Source organism: Micromonospora rosaria (assembly GCF_001567585.1).
Classification (GTDB): Bacteria; Actinomycetota; Actinomycetes; order Mycobacteriales; family Micromonosporaceae; genus Micromonospora; species Micromonospora rosaria.
Genome location: NZ_LRQV01000117.1, coordinates 1 through 22,415 on the forward strand (window position 1 = coordinate 1; position 22,415 = coordinate 22,415).

21 protein-coding genes are annotated in these 22,415 nt (G+C 76.4%); 10 read left to right on the top strand and 11 right to left on the bottom strand.

Translation table 11 applies throughout. The annotated features are described in order from the left end of the window. Nucleotides 1-376 (bottom strand): hypothetical protein (locus AWW66_RS24560; protein WP_067370963.1); only part of this gene is annotated, 376 nt, incomplete at its 3' end. A 263-nt stretch (nt 377-639) separates the two neighbouring features. Next, the gene (locus AWW66_RS24565) at nt 640-1,470 is read right to left on the bottom strand and encodes a class I SAM-dependent methyltransferase (protein WP_067370965.1); all 831 of its coding nucleotides are present in this window, start codon (nt 1,468-1,470) and stop codon (nt 640-642) included. Between the two features lie 175 nt (nt 1,471-1,645). On the opposite strand from AWW66_RS24565, the gene AWW66_RS24570 reads away from it, so the two are divergent. From AWW66_RS24570 to AWW66_RS24580, 3 genes are read left to right on the top strand one after another with little or no spacing between them, the layout of a single operon-like run. After that, nucleotides 1,646-2,908, top strand: coding sequence for a lycopene cyclase family protein (locus AWW66_RS24570; protein WP_067370967.1), 1,263 nt, complete (start codon nt 1,646-1,648; stop codon nt 2,906-2,908). A gap of 48 nt (nt 2,909-2,956) precedes the next feature. Further along, entirely contained in the window at nt 2,957-4,180 is a 1,224-nt protein-coding gene (locus AWW66_RS24575) for a cytochrome P450 (protein ID WP_067370969.1), read from the top strand. Next, nucleotides 4,177-4,419, top strand: coding sequence for a ferredoxin (locus tag AWW66_RS24580; RefSeq protein WP_245648470.1), 243 nt, complete (start codon nt 4,177-4,179; stop codon nt 4,417-4,419). Before AWW66_RS24575 ends, AWW66_RS24580 begins: the two co-directional genes overlap by 4 nt. A gap of 158 nt (nt 4,420-4,577) precedes the next feature. On the opposite strand, the gene AWW66_RS24585 is transcribed toward AWW66_RS24580, so the two are convergent. The 3 genes from AWW66_RS24585 to AWW66_RS33970 all read right to left on the bottom strand — a co-directional run bounded on the left by AWW66_RS24585 (nt 4,578) and on the right by AWW66_RS33970 (nt 6,057). Further along, complete coding sequence (locus tag AWW66_RS24585) at nt 4,578-4,814, bottom strand: hypothetical protein (protein ID WP_067370971.1); 237 nt, start codon at nt 4,812-4,814, stop codon at nt 4,578-4,580. 118 nt (nt 4,815-4,932) lie between these two features. After that, entirely contained in the window at nt 4,933-5,880 is a 948-nt protein-coding gene (locus tag AWW66_RS24590) for a pentapeptide repeat-containing protein (protein ID WP_083978893.1), read from the bottom strand. A 12-nt stretch (nt 5,881-5,892) separates the two neighbouring features. Beyond that, nucleotides 5,893-6,057, bottom strand: coding sequence for a hypothetical protein (locus tag AWW66_RS33970; RefSeq protein WP_157527840.1), 165 nt, complete (start codon nt 6,055-6,057; stop codon nt 5,893-5,895). Here AWW66_RS33970 and AWW66_RS24595 point away from each other — a divergent pair. Beyond that, nucleotides 6,044-6,652, top strand: a complete 609-nt coding sequence (locus AWW66_RS24595; RefSeq protein ID WP_067370973.1) for a GNAT family N-acetyltransferase — start codon at nt 6,044-6,046, stop codon at nt 6,650-6,652. The two genes, AWW66_RS33970 and AWW66_RS24595, sit on opposite strands and share 14 nt — an antisense overlap. 28 nt (nt 6,653-6,680) lie before the next feature. Next, complete coding sequence (locus tag AWW66_RS24600; RefSeq protein ID WP_067370975.1) at nt 6,681-8,099, top strand: RtcB family protein; 1,419 nt, start codon at nt 6,681-6,683, stop codon at nt 8,097-8,099. Nucleotides 8,100-8,103: 4 nt separating this feature from the next. Here AWW66_RS24600 and AWW66_RS24605 read toward each other — a convergent pair whose 3' ends face one another. The 5 genes from AWW66_RS24605 to AWW66_RS24625 form a co-directional block, all read right to left on the bottom strand. After that, nucleotides 8,104-8,532 carry an archease gene (locus tag AWW66_RS24605; RefSeq protein WP_067370977.1) on the bottom strand — a complete coding sequence of 143 codons (429 nt, stop codon included), beginning with the start codon at nt 8,530-8,532 and terminating at the stop codon, nt 8,104-8,106. Nucleotides 8,533-8,730: 198 nt separating this feature from the next. Continuing rightward, entirely contained in the window at nt 8,731-11,112 is a 2,382-nt protein-coding gene (locus AWW66_RS24610) for a tetratricopeptide repeat protein (protein ID WP_067370979.1), read from the bottom strand. Further along, nucleotides 11,109-12,872, bottom strand: coding sequence for an ABC transporter permease (locus AWW66_RS24615; protein WP_067370981.1), 1,764 nt, complete (start codon nt 12,870-12,872; stop codon nt 11,109-11,111). Before AWW66_RS24615 ends, AWW66_RS24610 begins: the two co-directional genes overlap by 4 nt. After that, nucleotides 12,869-14,155: an extracellular solute-binding protein gene (locus AWW66_RS24620; protein ID WP_067370983.1), complete on the bottom strand. Its 1,287-nt coding sequence runs from the start codon at nt 14,153-14,155 to the stop codon at nt 12,869-12,871. The genes AWW66_RS24615 and AWW66_RS24620 overlap by 4 nt, the downstream gene beginning before the upstream one ends. Further along, entirely contained in the window at nt 14,152-14,781 is a 630-nt protein-coding gene (locus AWW66_RS24625) for an ATP-binding cassette domain-containing protein (protein ID WP_083978895.1), read from the bottom strand. Before AWW66_RS24625 ends, AWW66_RS24620 begins: the two co-directional genes overlap by 4 nt. Nucleotides 14,782-14,918: 137 nt before the next feature. Here AWW66_RS24625 and AWW66_RS24630 point away from each other — a divergent pair, with 137 nt between their 5' ends. Continuing rightward, entirely contained in the window at nt 14,919-16,454 is a 1,536-nt protein-coding gene (locus AWW66_RS24630; RefSeq protein ID WP_067370987.1) for a flavin-containing monooxygenase, read from the top strand. 13 nt (nt 16,455-16,467) lie between these two features. Further along, nucleotides 16,468-17,412: an SDR family NAD(P)-dependent oxidoreductase gene (locus AWW66_RS24635; RefSeq protein ID WP_067370989.1), complete on the top strand. Its 945-nt coding sequence runs from the start codon at nt 16,468-16,470 to the stop codon at nt 17,410-17,412. A gap of 10 nt (nt 17,413-17,422) precedes the next feature. Here the strand turns inward: AWW66_RS24635 and AWW66_RS24640 are convergent, their stop codons facing one another. Continuing rightward, nucleotides 17,423-18,871, bottom strand: coding sequence for a cryptochrome/photolyase family protein (locus AWW66_RS24640; RefSeq protein ID WP_067370990.1), 1,449 nt, complete (start codon nt 18,869-18,871; stop codon nt 17,423-17,425). Between the two features lie 161 nt (nt 18,872-19,032). On the opposite strand from AWW66_RS24640, the gene AWW66_RS24645 reads away from it, so the two are divergent. From AWW66_RS24645 to AWW66_RS24655, 3 genes are all read left to right on the top strand, one after another. Next, nucleotides 19,033-20,361 (top strand): MFS transporter, encoded by a 1,329-nt coding sequence (locus AWW66_RS24645; protein WP_067370992.1) that lies wholly within the window; start codon nt 19,033-19,035, stop codon nt 20,359-20,361. A gap of 143 nt (nt 20,362-20,504) precedes the next feature. Beyond that, nucleotides 20,505-21,590: an S-(hydroxymethyl)mycothiol dehydrogenase gene (locus AWW66_RS24650; protein WP_067370994.1), complete on the top strand. Its 1,086-nt coding sequence runs from the start codon at nt 20,505-20,507 to the stop codon at nt 21,588-21,590. After that, a complete protein-coding gene (locus tag AWW66_RS24655; RefSeq protein ID WP_067370996.1) occupies nt 21,590-22,219 on the top strand; it encodes an MBL fold metallo-hydrolase in 630 nt (209 codons plus the stop codon). Before AWW66_RS24650 ends, AWW66_RS24655 begins: the two co-directional genes overlap by 1 nt. Nucleotides 22,220-22,415 lie beyond the last annotated feature (196 nt).

The following is a 22,415-nucleotide window of genomic DNA, read 5'->3' on the forward strand; positions in this document are numbered from 1 at the left end:
CGGTGCCGCCGTCACCGGCCGGTGCGCCCCCGATCGGGGTGACGGTGAACGTCGCGCTCCCGGCGTCGGTGCCGTCGCCGCAGGTGGCGGCGACCGTGTACGTGCCCAGGGTGAACCCGGCGGTGAAGAGTTCGGCGCTCAACCCGCCGCCGGCCGCGGCGGTGGTGGAGCGGACGTTCTGGTCCCGGTCCGGGCCGGTGACGCGGAAGATCGCGTCACCGCTGTTCGGGTTGCACGAGGTGGTCAGGACCACCGTCCCGCCGACGGGGGTGGTCGCCGGTGACACGGTGGTGACCGCGAGCGCGGCGGCCGGGAACAGCAGCGTGCCGAGCCCCACGCCGAGCGCCGCCGATACGGTCAGTGTCTTCGCCTTCATACGCGTCTTCCCTCACTTTTCGTCCGCTGACTGCGTGGGACGCCGTTCGGGTGGCCAACTCCGTGACGAACACCGGTGTGCCCAACACTAGGGCGGTTGGGACCTCGACCCGGTGAAAATGAGAATTCTTCGTTGCCGTCACATGTCCACCGCGGCACCCGGCTGGGGTGCGGATGGCGGGCTGGTCACCCCGGAGGGGTCGATGCCGGGCTGGTCACCCGGCGGGCCGGTCCGGGCGCTGGTGCGCCCGGTGCCCGGTCGCGTCAGGGCCGCCGGCGGGCCTGGAGGGTGTACGTCAGCGGCAACCGCCCCGGCCGGTCCCGCAGCCGCCACTCGTCGGCGTCGTCGCGCACCATCCGCCCCGGGATCGCCTCCCACGGGACGCTGTCGTGCTCCACCAGCATGGTCAGCTCGAACCCCTCCGCCAGCAGCGCGGTCACCAGCTCGCCCAGCCCGTGGTTCCAGGTGTGCGTCACGGTCCGGGTGAACGTGGCGTCGGTCGTCACGTACGTCCCGGCGTCGTCCCAGACGCACGGTTCGGGCTGCTCGAAGTACGGGTACTCGACGGTCAGCAGCCCGTCGCCACGCGCCTCGTCGACCGCCCACAGCATCGGGTGCCCCTCGCGCAGGAACAGCCGCCCGCCGGGGCGCAGCAGGTCCGCCACGACCCGGGCCCAGCGCCGGATGTCCGGCAGCCAGCACAACGCGCCGACGCCCGTGTACACCAGGTCGAACGCCGCCCGGCCCAGCACCTGCGCGGCGTCGTACACGTCGGACTCGACGAAGTCGACGGCCGCGCCGGTCGCCTCGGCCAGCCGTCGCGCCTCGGTCAGCGCGGGGGCGGAGAAGTCCAGCCCGGTCATCCGCGCGCCCAACCGGTGCAGCGAGAGGGTGTCGGTGCCGATGTGGCACTGCAGGTGCACCCCGCGCAGCCCGGCCACGTCCCCGAGCCGGGGCAGGTCGAACCGCACCACGCCGCTGAGGTGCCCGGGGTCGGCGCGGAACCGGGCCACCCCGTAGTCGGCCGAGACGACGTGCGCCGCCACCCGCTCGTCCCAGTTCGCCCGGTTGACCGCCAGGGAGTCGTCGCTCACCGCCCGACGCTCGCACACTCCACCACCGCCGCTCAACGTGGTTTCCGGCGAGGACAGCAGTTTTCCGGCCCGGTCACCGGGGTCGACGTCGCCGCCCGGCCGCGCCCACGGAGCCCGCCGCCGGGCCGGGCCGGGTGCGCGTCGGCGCTCGGGCGGGGTGTGACAGCGTGGAGCGGTGAGCAGCGCCGGTCCGGTGGACGTCGACCTCGCCCTGGTGGGCGGGGGCGGCGCCGCGTCCCTCACCCTCGCCGCCCTCGACCGGCACCGGGTACGCGGGCTGCGGATCGCCGTCGTCGACCCGGTGCGCAAACGCGGCCAGGACCGGACCTGGGCGTTCTGGGGCACCCCGGACGACGACCTCGACCCGCTGCTCAGCGCCCGCTGGGACCGGGTGGCGGTGACCACCCCGGCCGGCTCCCGGCTGCTCGACCTCGCCCCCCTGCGGTACGCGATGCTGCGTTCCGCCCCGGTCTACGCCCGCGCCGCCGAGGCCGAACAGCGCCTCGGCGCGACCCGGATCCGGTCGGCGGTCGCCGCGCTCGACGACGACGGGGCACGGGTGACGGTCCGGGCTCCCGACGGTACGGCGCTGCTGCGGGCCCGGTGGGTGCTGGACTCCCGGCCCCGGCCGCCCGCGCGGGCCGGTCGGACGTCCTGGTTGCAGCACTTCCGGGGCTGGTGGCTGGCGGCATCCCGACCGGTGTTCGACCCCGACCGGGCGGTGCTGATGGACTTCCGTACCCGGCAGCCGCGCCGGGGCGTCTCCTTCGGCTACGTGCTCCCGGTGAGCAGCCGGTACGCCCTGGTCGAGTACACCGAGTTCTCCCCGGCGCTGTGCACCGGCGACGGGTACGACCGGGCGCTGGCCGGGTACCGGGACCTGCTCGGCCTGGACCCGGCCACGCTGACCGTCCGGGAGGTGGAGAACGGGGTGATCCCGATGACCGACGGGCCGTTCGTGTCCCGGCCGTCGCCCCGGGTGGTCCGGCTCGGCACCGCCGGCGGGGCCACCCGGCCCTCCACCGGTTTCACCTTCTCCGCCATGCACCGCCAGGCCGACCAGGTGGCCCGGGCCCTCGCGGCGGGTCGCCCACCGGTGCCCGCCCCCGCGTACCCGCGCCGGCACCGGTGGATGGACGCGGTCGCGCTGCGCGCGCTGGACGCCGGTACGGTCGGCGGGCCGGACTTCTTCGACCGGCTCTTCGCGCGCAACCCGGCCGAGCGGGTGCTGCGCTTCCTCGACGGCACCACCACCGTCGCCGAGGACCTGGCGGTGATGGGCACGACCCGGCTGGCGCCGATGATGGCCGCGACGGCCGGCGACGCCACTGCCCGGCTCGTGGCCCGGCTGCGCCCCGCCGTCCCGGCCCCACCGGTGCCCCCGGCGGTCACCGACGGCGGGCCGGCGGGGGTTGTGTCGACACGCACCGATGGGTAACGTAACGCACCTGAGTGACTACGATCAGTTGTCGCGGAGGTGTGCGACATGACCCGTGCCGTCGAGGCGGAGCTGCCCCTCTGGCCACCCGTCAATCTCGCCCGAGGACCCTTCGCCCTGCTCGACGAGAGCGAGCGGGACCGGTACGTCGGCCCGGTGACCCGGGTCCGGCTGCCCACCGGGCACGCCGCGTGGCTGGTCACCCGGCACGCCGACGTCCGGCAGTTGCTCCGCCACCCCGGGTTCAGCTCCGACCTCACCCGGCCCGGCTTCCCGTTGCTGCGGCCCCTGCCACCGCAGGCGCCCGAGGACGTCAAGGGCTCGTTCATCCGGATGGACGGCGCCGAGCACGCCCGGCTGCGGCGGATGCTCACCGCCGAATTCATGATCAAGAACGTCCGGCGGATCGAGCCGCTGATCCGGCAGACCGTCGACGAGTCCCTGACCGACCTGGCCGCCGCCGGTCCGCCGGCCGACCTGGTGTCGACCTTCGCCCTGCCGTTGCCGTCGATGGTGATCTGCCACCTGCTCGGCGTCCCCTACGCCGACCACGACTTCTTCCAGTCCCGCAGCCGGGCCCTGCTCGACCAGCAGACCTCGCCGGAGGTGCTCCGCACCGCCGTGCAGGAGCTGCGCGACTACATCCGCGGGCTGATCGGGGCCAAGCGGGCCCACCCCGACGGGTCGGAGGACCTGCTCAGCCGGCTGATCGCCGAGCGGGTCGAGCCGGGGGAGCTCGACGTCGACGAACTCGTCGGGATGGCCCTGCTGCTGCTCATCGCCGGCCACGAGACGACCGCCAACATGATCGGGCTGAGCGTGCTGCTGCTGACCCGGCACCCCGGTCAGTTCACGATCCTGCGCGACGAGCCCGACCGGGCGGCGGGCGTGGTCGAGGAACTGCTGCGCTACCTCAGCATCGTGCGCACCGGTCTGTTCCGGGCAGCCACCGAGGACGCCGAGATCGGCGGGCAGCTCATCCGGGCCGGTGAGGGCGCCATCGTCCTGATCTCCCTGGCCAACCGGGACGCCGCGGTCTTCGACGACGGGGACGACTTCGACCCGTACCGGCAGGCCCACCAGCACGTCGCCTTCGGGTTCGGGGTCCACCAGTGCATCGGCCAGCCGCTGGCCCGCGCCGAGCTGCGCATCGCCCTGGTGGAGCTGGCCCGCCGCTTCCCCGACCTGCGGGTCGCCGCGGCCCCGCAGGAGCTGCGCACCCGGGACAACTCGATCGTCTTCGGCCTCGACGCCCTGCCGGTGACCTGGTGAGCCCGGCCGAGGGGGACCTGGCCGACCGGCCGGTCGCCGGGGCGACGCTGCGGGTGACGGTCGACCGGGACGCCTGCTGCGGCGCCGGCAACTGCGTCCGTACCGCCCCGGAGGTCTTCGACCAGGACGATGCCGACGGGCTGGTGCTGCTCCGCCGCGCCGAGCCGCCGCCGGGAAGCGTCGACGCCGTCCACCGCGCGGTGGAGCTGTGCCCGTCCGGAGCGATCCGGGTCACCTGAGCCCGCCGGGTCGCGGCGTGGCCCCCCGACGCCGCGGCCCGGCGCCCCACCCCCGGGCCCCAGACCGACCGCCCCGGCGCCCCACCCCGGGCCAGCCCCAGCCCGACCGCCCCGGCGGCGGGCACCGGCGGCCCCGCCCGGCCCACGGCTGGGAAGTCTCAGGTCTGGTCCTCCACCATCGGGTCCTCGGTGCCCGAGACCGCCGACACGTCGTACCCGGCCCGGCTGGTCTCCCGCGCCGGTCGGGCCTCCTCGGCCGGCAGGTCGGCGAAGTCGTCGCCGGTGTCGTCGGTGGTGTGCAGCGAGTCGCCCGGTGGGCGCAGCGACGCCTCGAAGGCGGTCGCGCCGTCCGGCTCGTCGGTGGCCGCCTGGTCGGTGCGGTGCTCGTTGGTCATGCCGCAGTTCTGCCCGCCCGGCCGCCCGCCAAACGCCGTCGGCAGTTCACGATCCGCACCTGCGCCACCGCCCGTCGCGGGTCCCGACCCGTCCGTCGTCGGCCCCGCCCCCGGCTGCCTACCGGGGGCGTCCGCCGCCGCGCCGGGCGGTAGCCCCGGCCCGTCGCTCCCGGTGGCCGGCGTCGGGTCCGTCCCCGCCTGCGGCGCGGGGCCGGCGGACCGGCGTCAGCGGCAGCGCCGACCAGTGCGCCGGCCGGGTCAACGAGCCCGGCAGGGCGGTCCGCCGGTCGCCCCGGGCCGCGTCGAGCTGAGACTGGTGCAGGAACACCGTCCGGCGCAGGTCCGTGCCGCGCAGGTCGGCGCCGCGCAGGTCCGCCCCGGTGACGTCGGCCCGGGTGAGGTCCACCCCGCGCAGGTCGGCGCCGATCAGCACCGCCCCGCGCAGGTTCGCCCCGACCAGGTCGACCCGGCGCAGGTCCGCCCCGATCAGGTGGGCGCCCCGGCGGTCGGCCCCGCCCGGCCCCCGGGCCAGGTCGCCGGCCCGGGACAACAGCACGTTGACCGCCGCCCGGTACCCGTCCACGTCCAGCGCCACCACCTCCTCCGGGGTGGCGTCGGTGTGCCGTACCGTCTCGTCCCGCGCGCGGCGCAGCTCGCCGGCGAGCGGCTCGGGCGGGCGCAGGGCGAGCGCCTCGGTCAGGTACCACAGCAGCTCGTGCAGGGGGCGCATCACCGCGAACACGTCGAACATCGCCACCGCCGTCTCCGGTGCCTCCCGCCAGCTCCGCCCGCCGTAGGTGACCTGGGCGACCTGCTGGCCCGCCCCGAAGCAGTCGAAGACCGTGCAGCCGGCGAAGCCGCGCTCCCGCAGCCCGGCGTGGATGCCGCAGCGGAAGTCCCCGGCCAGGTTCGGGCAGGCCCGCCCCGCCGGCTTGGCCACCGCGAAGTCCGCCGAGGCGGCGAAGGCCGGCGCCACGCAGCAGAGCGCGAAGCACCGGGAACAGTCCGCCCGCAGCTCCCGACGCCCCGGGGGCGTCCCTGCGACGGACCGGGGGACGTCGGACACGCGGACGCTCTCCTACCGGTCGGGTACGACGACGACCGCCGTACCCGACCAGTCTCCCCGCTGCGGTGTCGCGCCGGTCACCGGCCCGCCGCCGTCGACGCGCGGCCGGACGGTACGGTCGCCCTCGGCCCGCGGAAACAACCGGGCCGGGTGGGAGCGCGCGATGGAGTTCGACATACGCCGGATCGGACCGGAGCTGGTGACCGGGGTGGCGGAGGTGTTGGCGGAGGCCTTCGACGGCTACCCGTGGACGGACTGGACGGTGGCGGCGGACCGGCACCGGGAACGGTTGACCTCGATGTTCGCGTTGACCGTGGCGACGGTCGGGGTGCCCTACGGGCAGTCGTGGGCCGCCGTCGAGCCGGGCGGCCGACCGGTCGCCGCGGCGGTCTGGCTGCGCCCCGACCGGCCGGTGCCGGACGGGGTCTGGGCCACCCTCGCCGACCGCACCCGGGACCTGGCCGGCGACCGGTACCCGGCCCTGCTGGCCGCCGAGTCCGCCTGCGCGCCGCTGCGCCCGACCGCACCGGTGTTCCTGCTCGCCACCGTCGGTGTCCGCCCCGACCGGCAGGGCCGGGGGCTGGGGGAGCGGGTGCTGCGTCCCGGGCTGGCCGAGGCGGACCGGGCCGGCGTGCCGGCGGCGCTGGAGACCTCCTCGGCATCGAACGTCCGTTTCTACCAGCGGCTGGGGTTCACCGTGACCGGGGACGTCACGGTCGAGGGCGGCGGCCCCCGGGTCTGGGGGATGCGCCGGCCGGTGCCGGCGGTGTAACCCGGCCGGGCCGGGGTAGCCGCACCGGATGGACCTGGTGGAGGAGTCGCCGTACCGGTTCCGCATCGACCGGCGGGCGCCGATGCGGGTACCCGGGATGGTCTTCGCCTCCCGGGCGCTGCTGCCCGAGGCCGGTGCGGACCGGTCGCTGGAGCAGGTGGCCAACGTGGCCACCCTGCCCGGCATCGTCGGCGCCTCCTACGCCATGCCCGACGTGCACTGGGGGTACGGCTTCCCGATCGGCGGGGTCGCCGCCACCGACGTGGCCGACGGTGGCGTGGTCTCCCCGGGCGGGGTGGGCTTCGACATCTCCTGCGGGGTCCGGCTGCTCGCCGCCGACCTCGACCGGGCCGACCTGCCGAGGATCCGCGAGGCGCTGATGGACGGCCTCGACCCGGCCGTCCCGCGCGGCATGGGCCGGGGCGCGGTGTGGCGGCTCGCCGACCGCGCGGAACTGGACGCGGTGCTGCGCGGCGGCTCCCGGTACGCCGTCGAGCGGGGACACGGCGTCACCCGGGACCTGGCCCGCTGCGAGGACGGCGGCGCGGTGGACGACGCCGATCCGGCGCAGGTCAGCGACCGGGCGGTGCAGCGCGGCCAGGGGCAGGTGGGCAGTCTCGGCTCCGGCAACCACTTCCTGGAGGTCCAGGCCGTCGACGAGGTGTACGACGAGCCGGCCGCCGCCGCGTTCGGCCTGCGCTCCGGCCAGGTCACCGTCATGATCCACTGTGGGTCGCGGGGACTGGGTCACCAGGTCTGCACCGACCACGTCCGGGCGATGGAGCCGACCATGGCGGGCCACGGCATCGAGGTCCCCGACCGGCAGCTCGCCTGCGCGCCGGTCGACTCGCCGCAGGGCCGCGCCTACCTGGGCGCGATGGCGGCGGCGGCGAACTACGCGCGGGCCAACCGGCAACTGCTCACCGAGGCGGCCCGCCGGGTCTTCCACCGGGTCGCCGGGGCCCGGCTGGACCTGGTCTACGACATCTCGCACAACCTGGCGAAGATCGAGACGCACGAGGTGGACGGGGTGCCCCGGCGGCTCTGCGTGCACCGCAAGGGCGCGACCCGGGCGCTGCCGCCCGGCCACGCCGACCTCCCCGACGACCTGCGGCCCGTCGGGCAGCCGGTGCTGATCCCCGGCTCGATGGGCACCGCCTCGTACGTCCTCACCGGGGTGGCCGGGGCCCCGGCCTTCGCCTCCACCTGCCACGGCGCCGGCCGGACCCGCAGCCGGGGCCAGGCCGGCCGGGCGGTACGCGGGCAGGACCTGCGCCGGGACCTCGAAGCCCGGGGCGTCGCCGTGCGCGGGGCGTCCTGGCGCGGGCTGGCCGAGGAGATGCCGACGGCGTACAAGGACGTCTCGGCGGTGGTCGAGAGCGCCCAGGGCGCCGGCCTGTGCCGCCTGGTGGCCCGGCTGGTCCCGCTCGGCGTGGTCAAGGGCTGACCGGTCACACGTCGAGGGTGACCGCGCAGGACCAGCCGTCCCCGTCGGGTGCGAACCGCAACCCGTGCAGGGACACCGCCTTGGGTACCGCGCCGGTCGCCTCCACCGCGTCGGCGTGGACGATGCGCCACTCGACCCGCAGCCCACCGTCGTCGGTCGGGCGCACCTCGGTCGCCAGCGGCAGCACCCCCTCGGTCTCCAGCCGGAAGATCACCTCGTCGAGGACACCCACCAGCAGGTCCGGGTCCTCCCCGGCCGGTAGCCGGAATGCGGCCCGCCCGTCCGGCTCGGCCCGCCCCGGGTCGACGAAACTGTCGACGAGCGCCGCGACCGCCTGCGCCACGCAGCCCTCCCGGTCCGGCGCCCACGCCTCGATCCGGACGTCGGCGGTGTGCGGCACCCGCCGGTGCCCCCGTGCCGGTCGTCGACCCATGCCCCGATCATGCCCGCGCCCGCACCGGGCCGGGGCCGGGTACGGCGGGAAGAGCGGGGGCGGCCCCCGGCCCACCACGACCACTGCGGCGACTGACTCCGCCCCGGGAACCCGGCCCCGTCCCCGGCGCATCGGCGTCCGGCGGTCCGCCACCCGGTGCCGTCGGGCGGCCGGCGGCGGGCCGGGGCCCGATCCTGGTCAGCGCTCCGTGCGCAGCGGCGGGTCGGCGGGCGACTGCGCGTCGTCGACCAGCCGGGCGTCCGCCGCCGCCTGCCCGGCGGCGTCGCCGACCTCCTCGCACACCGCCGCCGCGTCGGCCCAGTGTCGCCGGGCCTCGGCGTGGTCATCCAACGCCGCCGCCGCGTCGCCCAGGTACAGCAGGGTGCGCCCCAGCCCGGCCGCCGGTCGTCGGCCGTCGCGCAGCCGCCGGCTCTCGGCCAGCATCCGGTACGCCTCCCGGGCCTTGCCGGGGGCGCTGGACAGCAGCGTCGCCCCGGCGTTGAGCAGGGCGGTGGCCCGGGTGCCCGGGTCGGCCACCGACTCGTACTCGCGCAGCGCCGCCCGCCACGCCTGCGCCGCGTCCAGGTGCTCGCCGAGCCCGGCGTGCACCAGCACCAGGTTCGTCAACGCCGCCGCGTACCCCCGGGCGTCGCCCAGCGTCCGGAACGTGTTGGCCGCCCGGACCAGGTGGTGGTGGGCGGTCTCCAGCTCACCCCGGGCCAGCCGGGCGGCACCCAGCCCCAGGTCGGTCAGGGCGTGCCCGGAGCGGTCCGCCCCCGACCGGTGCCGCCGGGACAGCTCCAGGTGCTCCACCGCCTCGTCGAGCTGACCCAGGTCGAGCAGGGCCAGGCCGAGGTTCAACCGGGCCTGCGCGGTGCCCCGCCGGCCCCGCTCGGCGACCGCCAGGGTCAGCGCCGTCGCCGCGCCCTGCGGATCGTGCTGCCGTCGGCGCAGCACCCCCAGCTCGTTGTGCGCCCAGCCGGCGATCTCCGGCCGGTCGCTGGCGGTGGGGGTGGCCAGCACGACGCGGCACACCTCGGCCCACTCGGCGGTGCGGTTGGCGTGCGCCAGCCAGCCGCACAACGCCACCGCCAGCCGGAACCACCAGCGGCGTACCCGGCGGGGCAGCGTCTCGGCCGCGCCGGCCGGCACCTTCACCACCGCCAGCAGCAGATCCTGGTGCAGGTCGAACCAGCCGTACGGGTCCTCGTCCAGCGGCAGGGTCCGTTCCCGGTCCAGCAGCGAGGCGGTCACCTGCAGGTTCGTCACGTGCCGCTCGGCCCGCCGGGCCAGGTGCCGGGTCAACCGGGCCTGGGCGGCCACCCGCCGCCCGGCCGGCTCGGCGTCGCGCAGGTGCAGCCGGGCGTACGGGGCCAGCAGCGGCCGGATCTCGTACCGGTCGCCGGGCGCGCCCCCCACGACCGCCGCCGTGGCCAGCTCGTCCAGCAGGGTGGCGACCCGGTCCGGCCGGCGTCCGGCCAGGGCGGCGAGCGCCGGCCGGTCCAGCGGCACCGGGCTCAGCGACATCAGCCGGTACAACCGGCGGGCCCCGGCGGAGAGCGCGTGGTAGGCGGTGTCCCGCTGGGTGACCAGCCGGGCCGCGGGGGAGGCCGGCACCCGCTGGTGCGGTGGGGTGTCGACGGCCCGGCGCAGCGCGTCGCGCACGTCGGCGTACCGCCAGCCGTGCTGCGCCGTCCGGTAGCCCAGGGCCCGGACGGTGCGGGGTTGCCGCCCGCACAGCTCGACGATGTCGCCCACCGCCGGGTCGGTCCGAGGGTCCGGCCGGTGCGGGCGGGCGGCCGGCGCGACCCCACCGGCGGTGGCGAAGAGCGCCACCGCGTCGGCCCTGTCCGGCTCGGCGATCCAGTGCGCCACCAACCCGTCCAGGTCGGCGAGGCCGGGCCCACCGGCGAGCAGCAACCGGCAGGTACGGGCGGCGGGCGGCAGCAACGGCCGCACCTGCGCCGCCCGGTCCACGTTGTCCAGCACCAGCAGGATCCGCCGGCCGTCGAGGTGCCCGCGCAGCTCGTCGGCGGCCTCGTCGAGGTCGTCGGCCCGACCGGAGGCCGGCGGGGTGGTGCCCAGGATCCGGGCCAGCGCGGTCAGCACCTCCCGGGGGGACCGGGGCCGCCCGCCCCGGCGCAGGTCGACGTAGAACTGGCCGTCCGGGAACTCGGTGCGGCACAGGTTGGCCGCCTGCACCGCGCAGGAGGAGGTGCCGACCGCCCGCCGCCCCACCACCGCCACGGCGTGCTCGTCGCGCAGGGCGGCGACGAGGGCGTCGACCTGACCGGCCCGTCCGGTGAACGCGACCGGGTAGGGCAGCGTGGGGGCGCCGGTGGCCGGCGCGGCGACGATGTCGGTGGGCTCGGCGGGGGGTTGCCGCTCGGCCCGCCGCCGGTGGACCTCGGCCACCACCGAGGCGACCGCCCCGACCACCGCCACCACGATGCTCGCCGGCCCGAGCAGCGTGTCGGCCAGGGTGGAGAGCAGGTTGCTGGCGACGTTGCCGGCGATTCCGCTGACCAGCGTGCCGACCGCGAGGGCGGACGGCCAGCGGGGCGGCCGGGCGCCGGTCACCGGATCCCGCCGGAGACCAGGCCGGCGACGAGTTGCCGGCGGGCCAGCACCACCAGCAGCATCGGCAGGACCGAGGCCAGCACCGATCCCGCCGCGAGGGCCCCGCTGTTGGCGACGAAGTGGCGGGTCTGCCCGTAGAGGAAGAGGCCCAGCGGCGCCCCGTCCGTCCCGCTGAACAGCAGCCCGACCACCAGGTCGTTCCACACCCGGACGAACTCCAGCACGCAGACCGCGACCACCGCCGGTCGGTTGTGCCGGGCCAGCCGCACCAGCGTGCCCCACCAGTGCCGGCCGCCGAGGCGGGCGTGGCGGACCTGCTCGGCCGGGAGGTCGGCGAAGGCGTTGCGCAGCACCAGCACCGCGAACGGCACCCCCAGCGCCATGTGCACCAGCGCCAGGCCCCGCGAGGTGCCGGAGGAGAACCCCCAACCCAGCACCTCGTTCACCGGCCCGGCGATCACCTGCACCGGCACCACGGTGGCCGCCATCAGCAGCAGCCCGGTGGACTGGGCCGCCGACCCGGTCAGCCAGGCCAGCGGGTACGCGGCGAGCAGCGCGACCCCCAGCACGGTGACGGTGACCACGGTGGCGAGCAGCAGGGTGAACAGCAGGCTGCGCCACAGGTCCACGTCGCGGAGCACGGTGGCGTACGACGCCACGCTGGGCGGCGCGGACCACCAGCCCCGCGTCGCCGCGTCCACCGGGTGGTGCAGCGACGTCGCCACCAGCATGCCCAGCGGGATCAGCCAGGCGATCGCGGCCCCGGCGGCGAGCAGCCGCACCCGGCGCGGCGGGGGCGGCGTCGCGTCGGTCTCCGGCGGCTCGGCGGGCCACGGCGGTGGCCACGCCTGCCGGACGAACAACGCCGCCACCAGCATGCCGGCGACCACGGCGGCCAGCCACACCACGCCCAGCGCCGCGCCCTCCCCGGTGGTCGTGCCGGGGGAGGTCTGCCAGATCCGCAGCGCCAGCACCGACGCCTCGTCGCGCACCGAGCCCGGCGCCATGATCAGGATCAGGTCGAAGGTGCGGCTGGTGCCCAACGCCACCAGGGCGAAGACCACCGCCACGGTACGCAGCAGCAGCGGGCGCCACTGGGCGTCCCAGAGCACGTCGCGCCGGCTGCCGCCGAAGGCGCGGACGGCGTCGGCCAGGCTGGGCGGCACCGCGTCCAGCGCGGCCCGGAACACCACCACCGCCAGGCCGACCCAGGCCCAGACGAACGCCGACATCAGCGCCACCGTCACCAACCGGGGGCCGAGCAGCAGCGGGACCGTCTCCGCCGACGCCCCGGTCAGCGCCCCGGCGATCAGGGTGACCAGGCCCCGGGCCGGGTCCGGATCGTAGGCCAGCCGGAACGCCACCCCCGCCGTCACCAGCGGGACGGCGATCGGCAGCACCAGGATCAGCCGGACCAGCCCGCCCTCCGCGGACCGGCGGGACGCGGCGGCGAGCAGGTATCCCAGCGCGGTCACCACCGCCGGCACCAGCAACGCCCAGAGCAGCGTGCGCCCCACCGCCGCGCCGGCCCCCGGGGCGCCGAGCGCGGCCCGGAAGTGCGCCGCGCCCACCCACCGACCGTCGGTGGTGACGCTGGCGTACAGCGTCAGGAGCACCGGGACGAGCAGCAGGAAGCCCAGCAGCAGCGCCGCCGGCAGCAGCAACGCCGAGGTGGCCCCGACCGCCGGGTACGCCCGCCCGCGCCGGGGCGGCCCCACGTCGTCGAGGACGGCGACCTCGCCGAGCACCCGCCGGCTCACCGGGCCCGCTCCGTGTCCCGGGCCGCCCTCGCGAGCGCGACCATCGTCCGCCGGACCGCCTCGGCGGGGGGTACCGCGCCGGTGACGTCGGCGAAGAAGTCCTGCATGATCCGCCAGATGCCGATCCCGTCGGAGCCGGTGAACGGGGCGGGCAGCCGGTCGGACAGGTCGAACCGGGGACTGGCCGCCTGTCGCAGCTCGGTGGCGAGCAGCTGGGTCATCGCGTCGGGGTAGTCCCAGGGCGGCACGCTGACATCCGGCGACAGGTAACCGCCGGAACGCCGCCACGGCCCGAACGACGGGACCTCGGTGAGCCACTGCACCAGCCGTACCCCGGCGGTGGAACCGGCGAAGGCGACCGCGACGTCCCCGCCGACCAGGAGCGGACCGTCGACGCCGGACCGCGCGCCGGGGAACCGGAACGTCGCCGGCTGCTCCGGGCCGTGCCGGAACGTGCGCGCCACGCTGTCGGTGAAGTCGGCGCCGTAGAGCAGCACCGCCTCCCGTCGCCGCACCACCTGGATCACCGACTCCTGGAACTGGGTGAGCAGGGCCCGCCGGCCACCACCGGGAAACGCCCCCGGGACACCCCAGAGCTCGGCGAGCCGCAGCAGCGCGGCCCGCACCGGGCGGCCCTGCCAGTCCGCCGCGCCCCGGGCCAGCGCGTCGTACTCCTGCGGGTCGGTGAGGTCGGCGAGGACGTTCTCGAACCAGTCGGTGAGCACCCAGCCGTCGGCCGCGCCGATCGCCAGCGGCGCGGGCCCCGCGCCGGCCCGGGCCCGCGCCCCCAGCCGCCGGGTGAGCGCGACCAGCTCGTCCCAGGTCGCCGGGGGCGTGGGCAGCCGCGACGGCAGGTACCAGAACAGCGACTTGTGGGCGGCCTTGACCCAGACGCCGTGGCGGCGCCCGTCGGGAGCGAGCAGGTCGGCCAGGCCGGTCGGGGTGCGGTAGCTGGCCGCCGGCTCGACCTGCGCCAGCCAGCCCCGCCGGGCGTACGCGGTGACCAGACCCGGCCGGGGCAGGATCGCCACGTCGGGGCTGGTCCCGGCGAGCCGGCGGGCGTTGAGGAAGGCGTCGATGTCGTCCCCGGCGCTGGTGGCCTGCACCGGCCCGGCCGGGTACCCGCGCAGCACCGCCCGGAACCGGGCCAGCTCCTCGGCGCTCCACACCACGACCACCCGGACCGGGGTCGCGCCGCCGGAGCAACCGGCGAGCCCGGCCACCGGGGCCGCGACGGCGGCCCGCAGCAGCGTCCGCCGGCCCAGCCGACCCGGGCCGGTCACCGGTCGGCCGCCTCGACCCGCTCGACCGGCACCCGGACCGGGATCTCGGCCAGCACGGCCGGGTCGGCGGAGCAGACCAGCACGGCGCTGCCCGCCGCGCCGGGGGGACAGACCCGAGGCAGCACGTCGGTGAGCCGGCCCGCGCCGGTGGCCCCGACGGGCAGGTCGACCACCAGCACCTCGGGCAGGCACGCCGCCGCCCGGGCCAGCGCCACCCGGAACCGTTGCGCCTCGGAGAGCAGGTGCGGCAGCAGGTCCAGGGCCGGGGCCAGCTCCAGGTGCGTGACGAGCGAGTCCACCCAGTCGTTGGCGACCTCGTGCACCCGTTCCCGCTTGCGCTGGCCGTACTCGATGTTGCGGCGGACGGTGAGGTGGGGCAGCAGCGCGCCACCGGCCGGGACGTACCCGACCTGGCGGCGCGGGGGCGGCAGCCCGGTCACGTCGCGCCCGGCGACCAGGATCCGGCCGGCCCGGGGCGGGGTCAGGCCCACCACGACGCGGGCCACGGCGGTGCCCGTCCGGGGGGACGCGACCAGCGCCGCGGTCCCGCCCGCGGGGACGTCCAGCGTCACCGGCCGGCTGCCGGGCACGGCGACGAGCTCGTGGAGCTGTAGCGTCTCCCTCACCTCCCGTCACGGGCGCTGGGCGTAACCAGGGTGGCACAAAGCGGCAATCCGCGCGGTCCCGTGACCGCCCCCCGGGCGGGGCGGGTCCGCCGGCCGGCGGTGCTGCGCCGGGGCCGCCGGGTGGGTACGGTCCGCAGGTGACGTACGCGCAGCGGGGAGACGACCCGGAAGGCGACCACGTCGACGTGCTGATCGTCGGTGCCGGCCTCTCCGGCGTCGGGGCCGCCTGCCACCTGCGCCGCACCTGCCCGGACAAGACGTACGCGGTGCTGGAGGCCCGCGCCGTGGTCGGCGGCACCTGGGACCTGTTCCGTTACCCGGGCATCCGGTCGGACTCCGACATGTACACCCTCGGCTACTCGTTCCGGCCGTGGACCGACCCCCGGTCGATCGCCGACGGCGACGCCATCCTCCGCTACGTCCGCGAGACCGCCCGGGAGTACGGCGTCGACGCCCACATCCGGTTCGGTCACCGGGTCGTGGCCGCCGAGTGGGACAGCGCCACCGCCCGCTGGACGGTGCGCGTCCAGCGCGACGACACCGCCGAGCCGACGGTGCTGACCTGCTCGTTCCTGCACGCCTGCACCGGCTACTACCGGTACGACGCCGGGTACACCCCGCCGCTGCCCGGCGTCGGGGCGTACACCGGGCGGGTGGTGCACCCGCAGCACTGGCCGGCCGACCTGGACCACGGCGGCCGGCGGGTGGTGGTGGTCGGCAGCGGCGCCACCGCCGTGACGCTGGTGCCGGCGCTGGCCCGCCGGGCCGCCCACGTCACCATGCTCCAACGGTCCCCGACCTACGTGGTCGCGCTGCCCTCCCGTGACGCGCTCACCGACGCGCTGCGCCGCTGGCTGCCGCCGCGCGCCGGGTACCGGCTGGTGCGGGCGCGCAACGTGCTGGCCGGCACCGCCGTGTACCAGCTCAGCCGCCGCGCCCCCGGCCTGGTCCGCCTGCTGCTGCGCCGGGCGGCCCGCCGCCGGCTGCCCGCCGGGTACGACGTCGACCGGCACTTCGCGCCCCGCTACGACCCCTGGGACCAGCGGCTCTGCGTCGCCCCCGACGGCGACCTGTTCGCCGCGATCGCCGCCGGCCGGGCCTCGGTGGTGACCGACCGGATCGACACCTTCACCGCGCACGGCATCCGGCTGGCCTCCGGCGACCAGGTACCGGCCGACGTCGTGGTCACCGCCACCGGGCTGGACCTGCTCGCCCTCGGCGGGATGACCCTGCGCGTCGACGGCGTCGACGTCGACCCGGCCGGCACCGTGGCGTACAAGGGCATGATGCTCTCCGGGGTGCCGAACCTCGCGCTGACCATCGGCTACACCAACGCCTCCTGGACGCTCAAGGCCGACCTGGTCGCCGGGTACGTCTGCCGGCTGTTGCGCCACCTCGACCGCACCGGCCAGCAGGTGGTCACCCCGCTGGCCCCCGCCGACGAACGCCGGGCCCCGCTGATCGACCTGCGCTCCGGGTACGTGCGGCGGCGGCTTGCCGCGCTGCCCACCCAGGGGGTGCGCGCCCCGTGGCGGCTGTACCAGAACTATCCCCGCGACGTGCTGCTGATGCGGTACGGCCGGCTCGACGACGTCGGGGTCCGGTTCTCCCGCGCCCCGGGCGCGCGACCGGCCGCCCCGGCGGGGCCGCCACCTCCGGCGGCCACCGGGTGAGAGGAGACCTGACGTGCGTACCTTCGACTTCGCCGGCGGCACCGCCGTGGTCACCGGCGCGGCCAGCGGCATCGGCGCGGCGCTGGCCGACGCGCTGGCCCGCCGGGGCAGCCACCTGGTCCTGCTGGACCGCGACGCCGAGCGGCTGGCCACCGTCCGGGACGCGATCCGCGTCCGCCACCCGGACCTGACGGTCACCGACCACGTCGTCGACCTGGCCGACGCCGCCGACACCGCCCGCGTCGCCGGGGCGGTCCGGGACCGGCACTCCCGGATCCGGCTGCTGGTCAACAACGCCGGGGTGGCGCTGGGCGGCCGGTTCGACCAGATCACCCTCGACGAGTTCGGCTGGGTCATGGAGGTCAACTTCCGGGCCGTGGTGCAGCTCACCCACGAACTGCTGCCGGCGCTCAAGGCCGAGCCGGGCGCCCACCTGGTCACCGTCTCCAGCCTCTTCGGGCTGATCGCCCCGGCCGGGCAGACCGCCTACGCGGCCAGCAAGTTCGCCGTCCGGGGGTTCACCGAGGCGCTGCGCCACGAACTCGTCGACGACGGCATCGGGGTGACCTCGGTGCACCCCGGCGGCATCCGCACCCGCATCGCCCGCAACGCCCGGGTCGGCAGCGGCGTCCCCGCCGAGGACTTCGCGGGCGACCTGCGGCGGTTCGAGCAACTCCTGACCATCGACCCGGCGCGCGCCGCCGAGGTCATCCTCACCGGGGTACGACGCCGGCGCGGACGGGTCCTCATCGGCTGGTCGGCGAAGCTGCCCGACCTGCTGGGCCGGCTCGCACCGGCCTCCTACGGGCGGTTCGTCGCCACCGGCCAGCGCCTGCTCACCCGCGCCCTGGCCCGGCGGGCCGGCGCCCCGGCCGCAGCGCCCACCCCACCCGGCCCGGTCGACCGGGCACCATCCACCCCGGCGGGTCGCCCCGCGCCCGGGTCGCCGCCGCAGTGACCCGCCACCGTCACGGCGGGTCGCCGCCGCGCTTCTCCTCCTGCGCCAGCACCGCCTCCCGGCGCTCCGGATCGTCGCGGACCGTCAGCTCCGCCACCAGCCGGGGATCACCGGTGAGCCGGTCCCGGTTGCGGTGCAGGAAGCTCTCGAACCCGGCGGTGTACGGGCAGGCCTGGTCGCCCAGGGGACGCTCCGGCAGGTACCGGCACCCGGCACAGTAGTCACTGATCTCGTCGATGTACGTGCCGTCCACCGCGTACGGCCGGGTGTCGACGCGCCCCAGGTCGGCGTACTGGCTCAGGCCCAGCACCGTCTCGTTCATCACCCAGTGGGCGCCGTCGACGAACGACCGCCGGAACCAGTCCGCCAGGTCGGCGGGGCGCCACCCGCGCTGCAACCCGTAGTTGCCCAGCACCAGCAGCCGCTGCGAGTGGTGCGCCCAGCCCCGGTCCCGTACCCCGGCCAGCACGTCGGCCAGGCAGCGGGCCTCGACGGCGTCGGCGTCCAGGTCGGCGAACCAGTCCGGCAGCGGCTCGGTGCTGGCCAGCCGCCCGGTGCCCGGCAACCGGGGCTCGACGTACCAGTAGAGCTGCCACAGGAACTCCCGCCAGCCGAGGAGCTGCCGGATGAACGGCTCCACCGCCGACCGGGGCGCCGACCCGGCCCGCCACGCCTGCTCCGCCCGGCGTACCGCCGGCTCCGGGTCGAGCAGCCCGAGGTTGAACGACGACGACAGGACGCTGTGCGCCAGGATCGGGTCGTCGGCGCTCATCACCGCGCCGAACCGGCCGTACTCGGCCAGCCGGTGCCGCAGGAAGTGCTCCAGCCGGGCCTGCGCCTCGGCGTGGGTGGCCGGGTACCGCCGGGGGCCGTCCCGGCCGACGAACCGGATTCCCTCGGCGACCCACCGGTCGAGGTCCCGGCGGACCCCGGCGTCGATGTCGTCCTCCTCGATCGGCGGCGGCGGTGGCGCCTCCGGCCGGTCCCGGCGGGGGGCGGACCGGCCCGCCCGCCGGCCCACCGGCTCGGTCAGCACGCCGTGCCGGCGGCGGGCCTCCCGGTAGAAGTCGGCCATCCGCAGCGGCCCCCGCCGGCCCCGGTCCGCCCAGGCGGCGAAGTCGGCCCGGCTGGTGACGAAGCCCCGGGGCGGCAGGACGGTCAGCCCCTCGACCGAGCGGGCGAACGCCAGCGTCCCCCGCGAGGTCGGGTGGCACACCTCGACCGCCCCGCCGACCTGCGCCAACGCCTCCCGGAAGGTGCCGGTGCGCAGCAGCACCGCCCGGTCGCCCAACTCGGCCGCGCGATGTCGCAGCGCGGAGAGGATCAGGTGCGCCTTCTGCCGGTGCATCGGCCGGCGGCGGAACAGCTCCCGGGCCTCGATGAGCAGCACCGGTTGGCGGGGGTCGTCGAGGAAGTGCGGCCCGAGTTGGTCGGCGAGCAGCCACCGGTGGACAGACATGCGTCGATTCTGCCCAGTGCCCGGCCGTTCCGCCGGATGGTGCGTCGGCTGTCCGGTATGTGGTCTGGGGAAACCTGCCGGTAACGGACGGCACGTGGCCCGGGCCACCTCCACCCCGGGCGGCCGTACCGCCGACGACCCCGGCGAGGATGATGAGGGTCATGCCTGTGACCGCCGCGCCCCGTCGGGCCCCGGCCGTCGTCGCCCACCGCCGCGCCGCCCTGGTCTGGGTGGTCGCCCTCAGCGCGTACGCCGCGGCGGTGTTCCACCGCAGCTCGCTCGGGGTGACCGGAGTGGACGCCGCGGACCGCTTCGGCATCAACGCCGCCGCGCTGGCCACCTTCTCGGTGGCCCAACTCGCCGTGTACGCGGCGATGCAGGTCCCGGTCGGGGTGCTGCTCGACCGGTACGGCTCCCGTCGCCTGCTGCTCGTCGGCGGGACGCTGATGGTCGCCGGGCAGCTCTGCTTCGCCCTCGCCACCGACGTCGGGCTCGCCGTGACCGGCCGGGTCCTGGTCGGGCTCGGCGACGCGATGACCTTCATCAGCGTGCTGCGCCTGGTCGCCTTCTGGTTCCCCGGCCGCCGCAACCCGCTGCTGGTGCAGCTCACCGGGGCGCTCGGTCAGCTCGGCGCGGTGCTCGGCGCGGTACCCCTGGTGGCGCTGCTGCACGCCACCGGCTGGAGCACCGCCTTCCTGGTCGCCGCCGGGCTGGGCGCCACCACCGTGACGATGGTCGCCGTCGCGGTACGGAACAGCCCGGACCGGGGCGTCCCCGCCGCGCCGCCGCCGGCCCTCGCCCTGGTCCGGCGGCGACTGGTCGAGGCGTGGGCCCACCCGGGCACCCGGCTGGGCCTGTGGACGCACTTCGTCACCCCGTTCTCCGGGGCCGTCTTCGCCCTGCTGTGGGGGTACCCGTTCCTGGTGCAGGGACAGGGGCTGGCCCCGACCACCGCCGCCAGCCTGATCACCCTCATGATCATCGCCGGGATCGGGTTCGGGCCGGGCATCGCCCAGCTCTGCGCCCGTCATCCGTTCCACCGCTCGGCGCTGGTGCTCAGCCTGGTCGCGGTCACCGCCACGGTGTGGACCGCGGTGCTCGTCTGGCCCGGCCCGGCCCCGCGCTGGTTGCTGGTACTGCTGGTGCTCGCGTTGGCGCTCAACGGCCCCGGCTCCATGATCGGCTTCGACTACGCCCGGACGTCCAACCCGGTGCACCGCATGGGCAGCGCCACCGGCATCGTCAACGTCGGCGGATTCGTCGCCTCCATCGTCCTCGTCCTCGTCGTCGGGGTGGTCCTCGACCTCGCCACGCCGGCCGGTCACACGGCGCCGACGCTGGACGCCTTCCGCTGGGCCTTCGCCCTGCAGTACCCACTCTGGGCGCTCGGCGTGGTGCAGGTGCTGCGCTACCGCACCGCGAACCGGCGGCACGCCGCCGCCCAGGCCGCCCAGACCGGGGCGGCACCGAGCGGTGACCCAGGTCAGTAGGCCGGCCGGGACGATCGGCGGTAGGTTCGCGGGTGGGACGTGCCGGCCCGGGAGACGGGACCGGCCCGCCCCCGGCGGGGCTGTCACCGGCCCGCCACCGACGGCAGCCCGCCGGTGACGGCGGCGCACAGCAGGGAGGCATCGTGAGCCAGCAGGTCCGGGGAGTCGTGTCGCGGAGCAAGGGCGCTCCGGTCGAGGTCACCACGATCGTGGTGCCCGACCCGGGCCCCGGCGAGGCGGTGGTGAAGGTGCAGTCCTGCGGGGTGTGCCACACCGACCTGCACTACCGCGAGGGCGGCATCAACGACGAGTACCCGTTCCTGCTCGGTCACGAGGCCGCCGGCATCGTCGAGCAGGTCGGCGAGGGGGTCACCGACGTCGCCCCGGGTGACTTCGTGGTGCTCAACTGGCGGGCGGTCTGCGGGGTCTGCCGGGCCTGCCGGCGCGGCCGGCCGTGGTACTGCTTCGCCACCCACAACGCGACGCGGAAGATGACCCTCACCGACGGCACCGAACTCACCCCGGCCCTGGGCATCGGCGCCTTCGCCGAGAAGACCCTGGTCCACGCCGGCCAGTGCACCAAGGTCGACCCGGCCGCCCGGCCGGCGGCGGTGGGCCTGCTCGGCTGCGGCGTGATGGCCGGCCTCGGCGCGGCGATGAACACCGGCCAGGTCACCCGGGGCGACTCGGTGGCCGTGATCGGCTGCGGTGGCGTCGGCGACGCGGCGGTCGCCGGCGCGGTGCTGGCCGGCGCGACGACGATCATCGCGGTGGACACCGACTCCCGCAAGCTCGACTGGGCCCGGAAGTTCGGCGCCACGCACACCGTCAACGCCTCCGAGCAGGACCCGGTCGCGGCGATCCAGGCCGCCACCGGCGGCTTCGGCGCCGACGTGGTCATCGACGCGGTGGGCCGGCCGGAGACCTGGAAGCAGGCGTTCTACGCCCGGGACCTGGCCGGCACCGTCGTGCTGGTCGGCGTACCCACCCCGGAGATGACCGTCGAGCTGCCGCTGCTGGACGTCTTCGGGCGCGGCGGCGCGCTCAAGTCGAGCTGGTACGGCGACTGCCTGCCCAGCCGGGACTTCCCCATGCTCACCGAGCTGTACCGGCAGGGCCGGCTCGACCTCGACGCGTTCGTCACCGAGGAGATCGCCCTCGACCAGGTGGAGGAGGCCTTCACCCGGATGCACCACGGTGACGTGCTCCGCTCGGTGGTGGTCCTCTGATGGCCGCCCGCATCGACCACACCGTCACCTCCGGCACCTTCTCCCTCGACGGGCAGACCTTCGACGTCGACAACAACGTCTGGGTGGTCGGTGACGACACCGAGTGCGTCGTCATCGACGCCCCGCACGACGTGGACGCGATCCTGCGCGTCGTCGCCGGCCGCCGGGTCCGCGCCGTCCTGGCCACCCACGGTCACGACGACCACGTCCGGTTCGCCCCCCGGCTCGCCCGCGCGGTGGACGCGCCGGTGCTGCTGCACCCGAACGACCGGGTGCTGTGGAGCATGGTCCACCCCGACGTGCCACCCGCCGGCCACCTGCACGACGGCGAGACGATCGAGGTGGGCGGGACGACGCTGCACGTCCTGCACACCCCGGGCCACAGCCCCGGCGCCTGCTGCTTCCACGCCCCCGACCTGGGCGTGGTCTTCACCGGCGACACGCTCTTCGCCGGTGGGCCGGGCGCGACCGGGCGTTCGTACAGCGACTTCGGCACGATCATCGAGTCCATCCGGACCCGGCTGCTGACCCTCCCGCCGGAGACCGTGGTGCACACCGGGCACGGCGACAGCACCACCATTGGCGCCGAGGCCCCGCACCTCGACGAGTGGATCGCCCGGGGCCACTGACCCCCTGACCCACTGACCCACTGACCCCCTGATCCGCTGACCGGGCCGGGCCCGGCGCGACGGCCGTCCGAGCCCCGCGCCGGGCCCGCCCCCATACCCGACCACGCCCCACCCCCGCCCTCGCCGGCCCCCCGCCCCGGCCCCCGCCGCCCCCCGTCCCGCCCCGGTGATCATGGACTTGGCGGCACATTCGATC

What these genes read in the sequence shown, in the direction of transcription:
- AWW66_RS24575 (WP_067370969.1), top strand. Translation starts at nt 2,957, where the DNA reads ATGACCCGTGCCGTCGAGGCGGAGCTGCCCCTCTGGCCACCCGTCAAT.
- AWW66_RS24585 (WP_067370971.1), bottom strand. Translation starts at nt 4,814, where the DNA reads ATGACCAACGAGCACCGCACCGACCAGGCGGCCACCGACGAGCCGGAC.
- AWW66_RS24595 (WP_067370973.1), top strand. Translation starts at nt 6,044, where the DNA reads ATGGAGTTCGACATACGCCGGATCGGACCGGAGCTGGTGACCGGGGTG.
- AWW66_RS33970 (WP_157527840.1), bottom strand. Translation starts at nt 6,057, where the DNA reads ATGTCGAACTCCATCGCGCGCTCCCACCCGGCCCGGTTGTTTCCGCGG.
- AWW66_RS24600 (WP_067370975.1), top strand. Translation starts at nt 6,681, where the DNA reads ATGGACCTGGTGGAGGAGTCGCCGTACCGGTTCCGCATCGACCGGCGG.
- AWW66_RS24605 (WP_067370977.1), bottom strand. Translation starts at nt 8,532, where the DNA reads ATGGGTCGACGACCGGCACGGGGGCACCGGCGGGTGCCGCACACCGCC.
- AWW66_RS24640 (WP_067370990.1), bottom strand. Translation starts at nt 18,871, where the DNA reads ATGTCTGTCCACCGGTGGCTGCTCGCCGACCAACTCGGGCCGCACTTC.
- AWW66_RS24645 (WP_067370992.1), top strand. Translation starts at nt 19,033, where the DNA reads ATGCCTGTGACCGCCGCGCCCCGTCGGGCCCCGGCCGTCGTCGCCCAC.
- AWW66_RS24655 (WP_067370996.1), top strand. Translation starts at nt 21,590, where the DNA reads ATGGCCGCCCGCATCGACCACACCGTCACCTCCGGCACCTTCTCCCTC.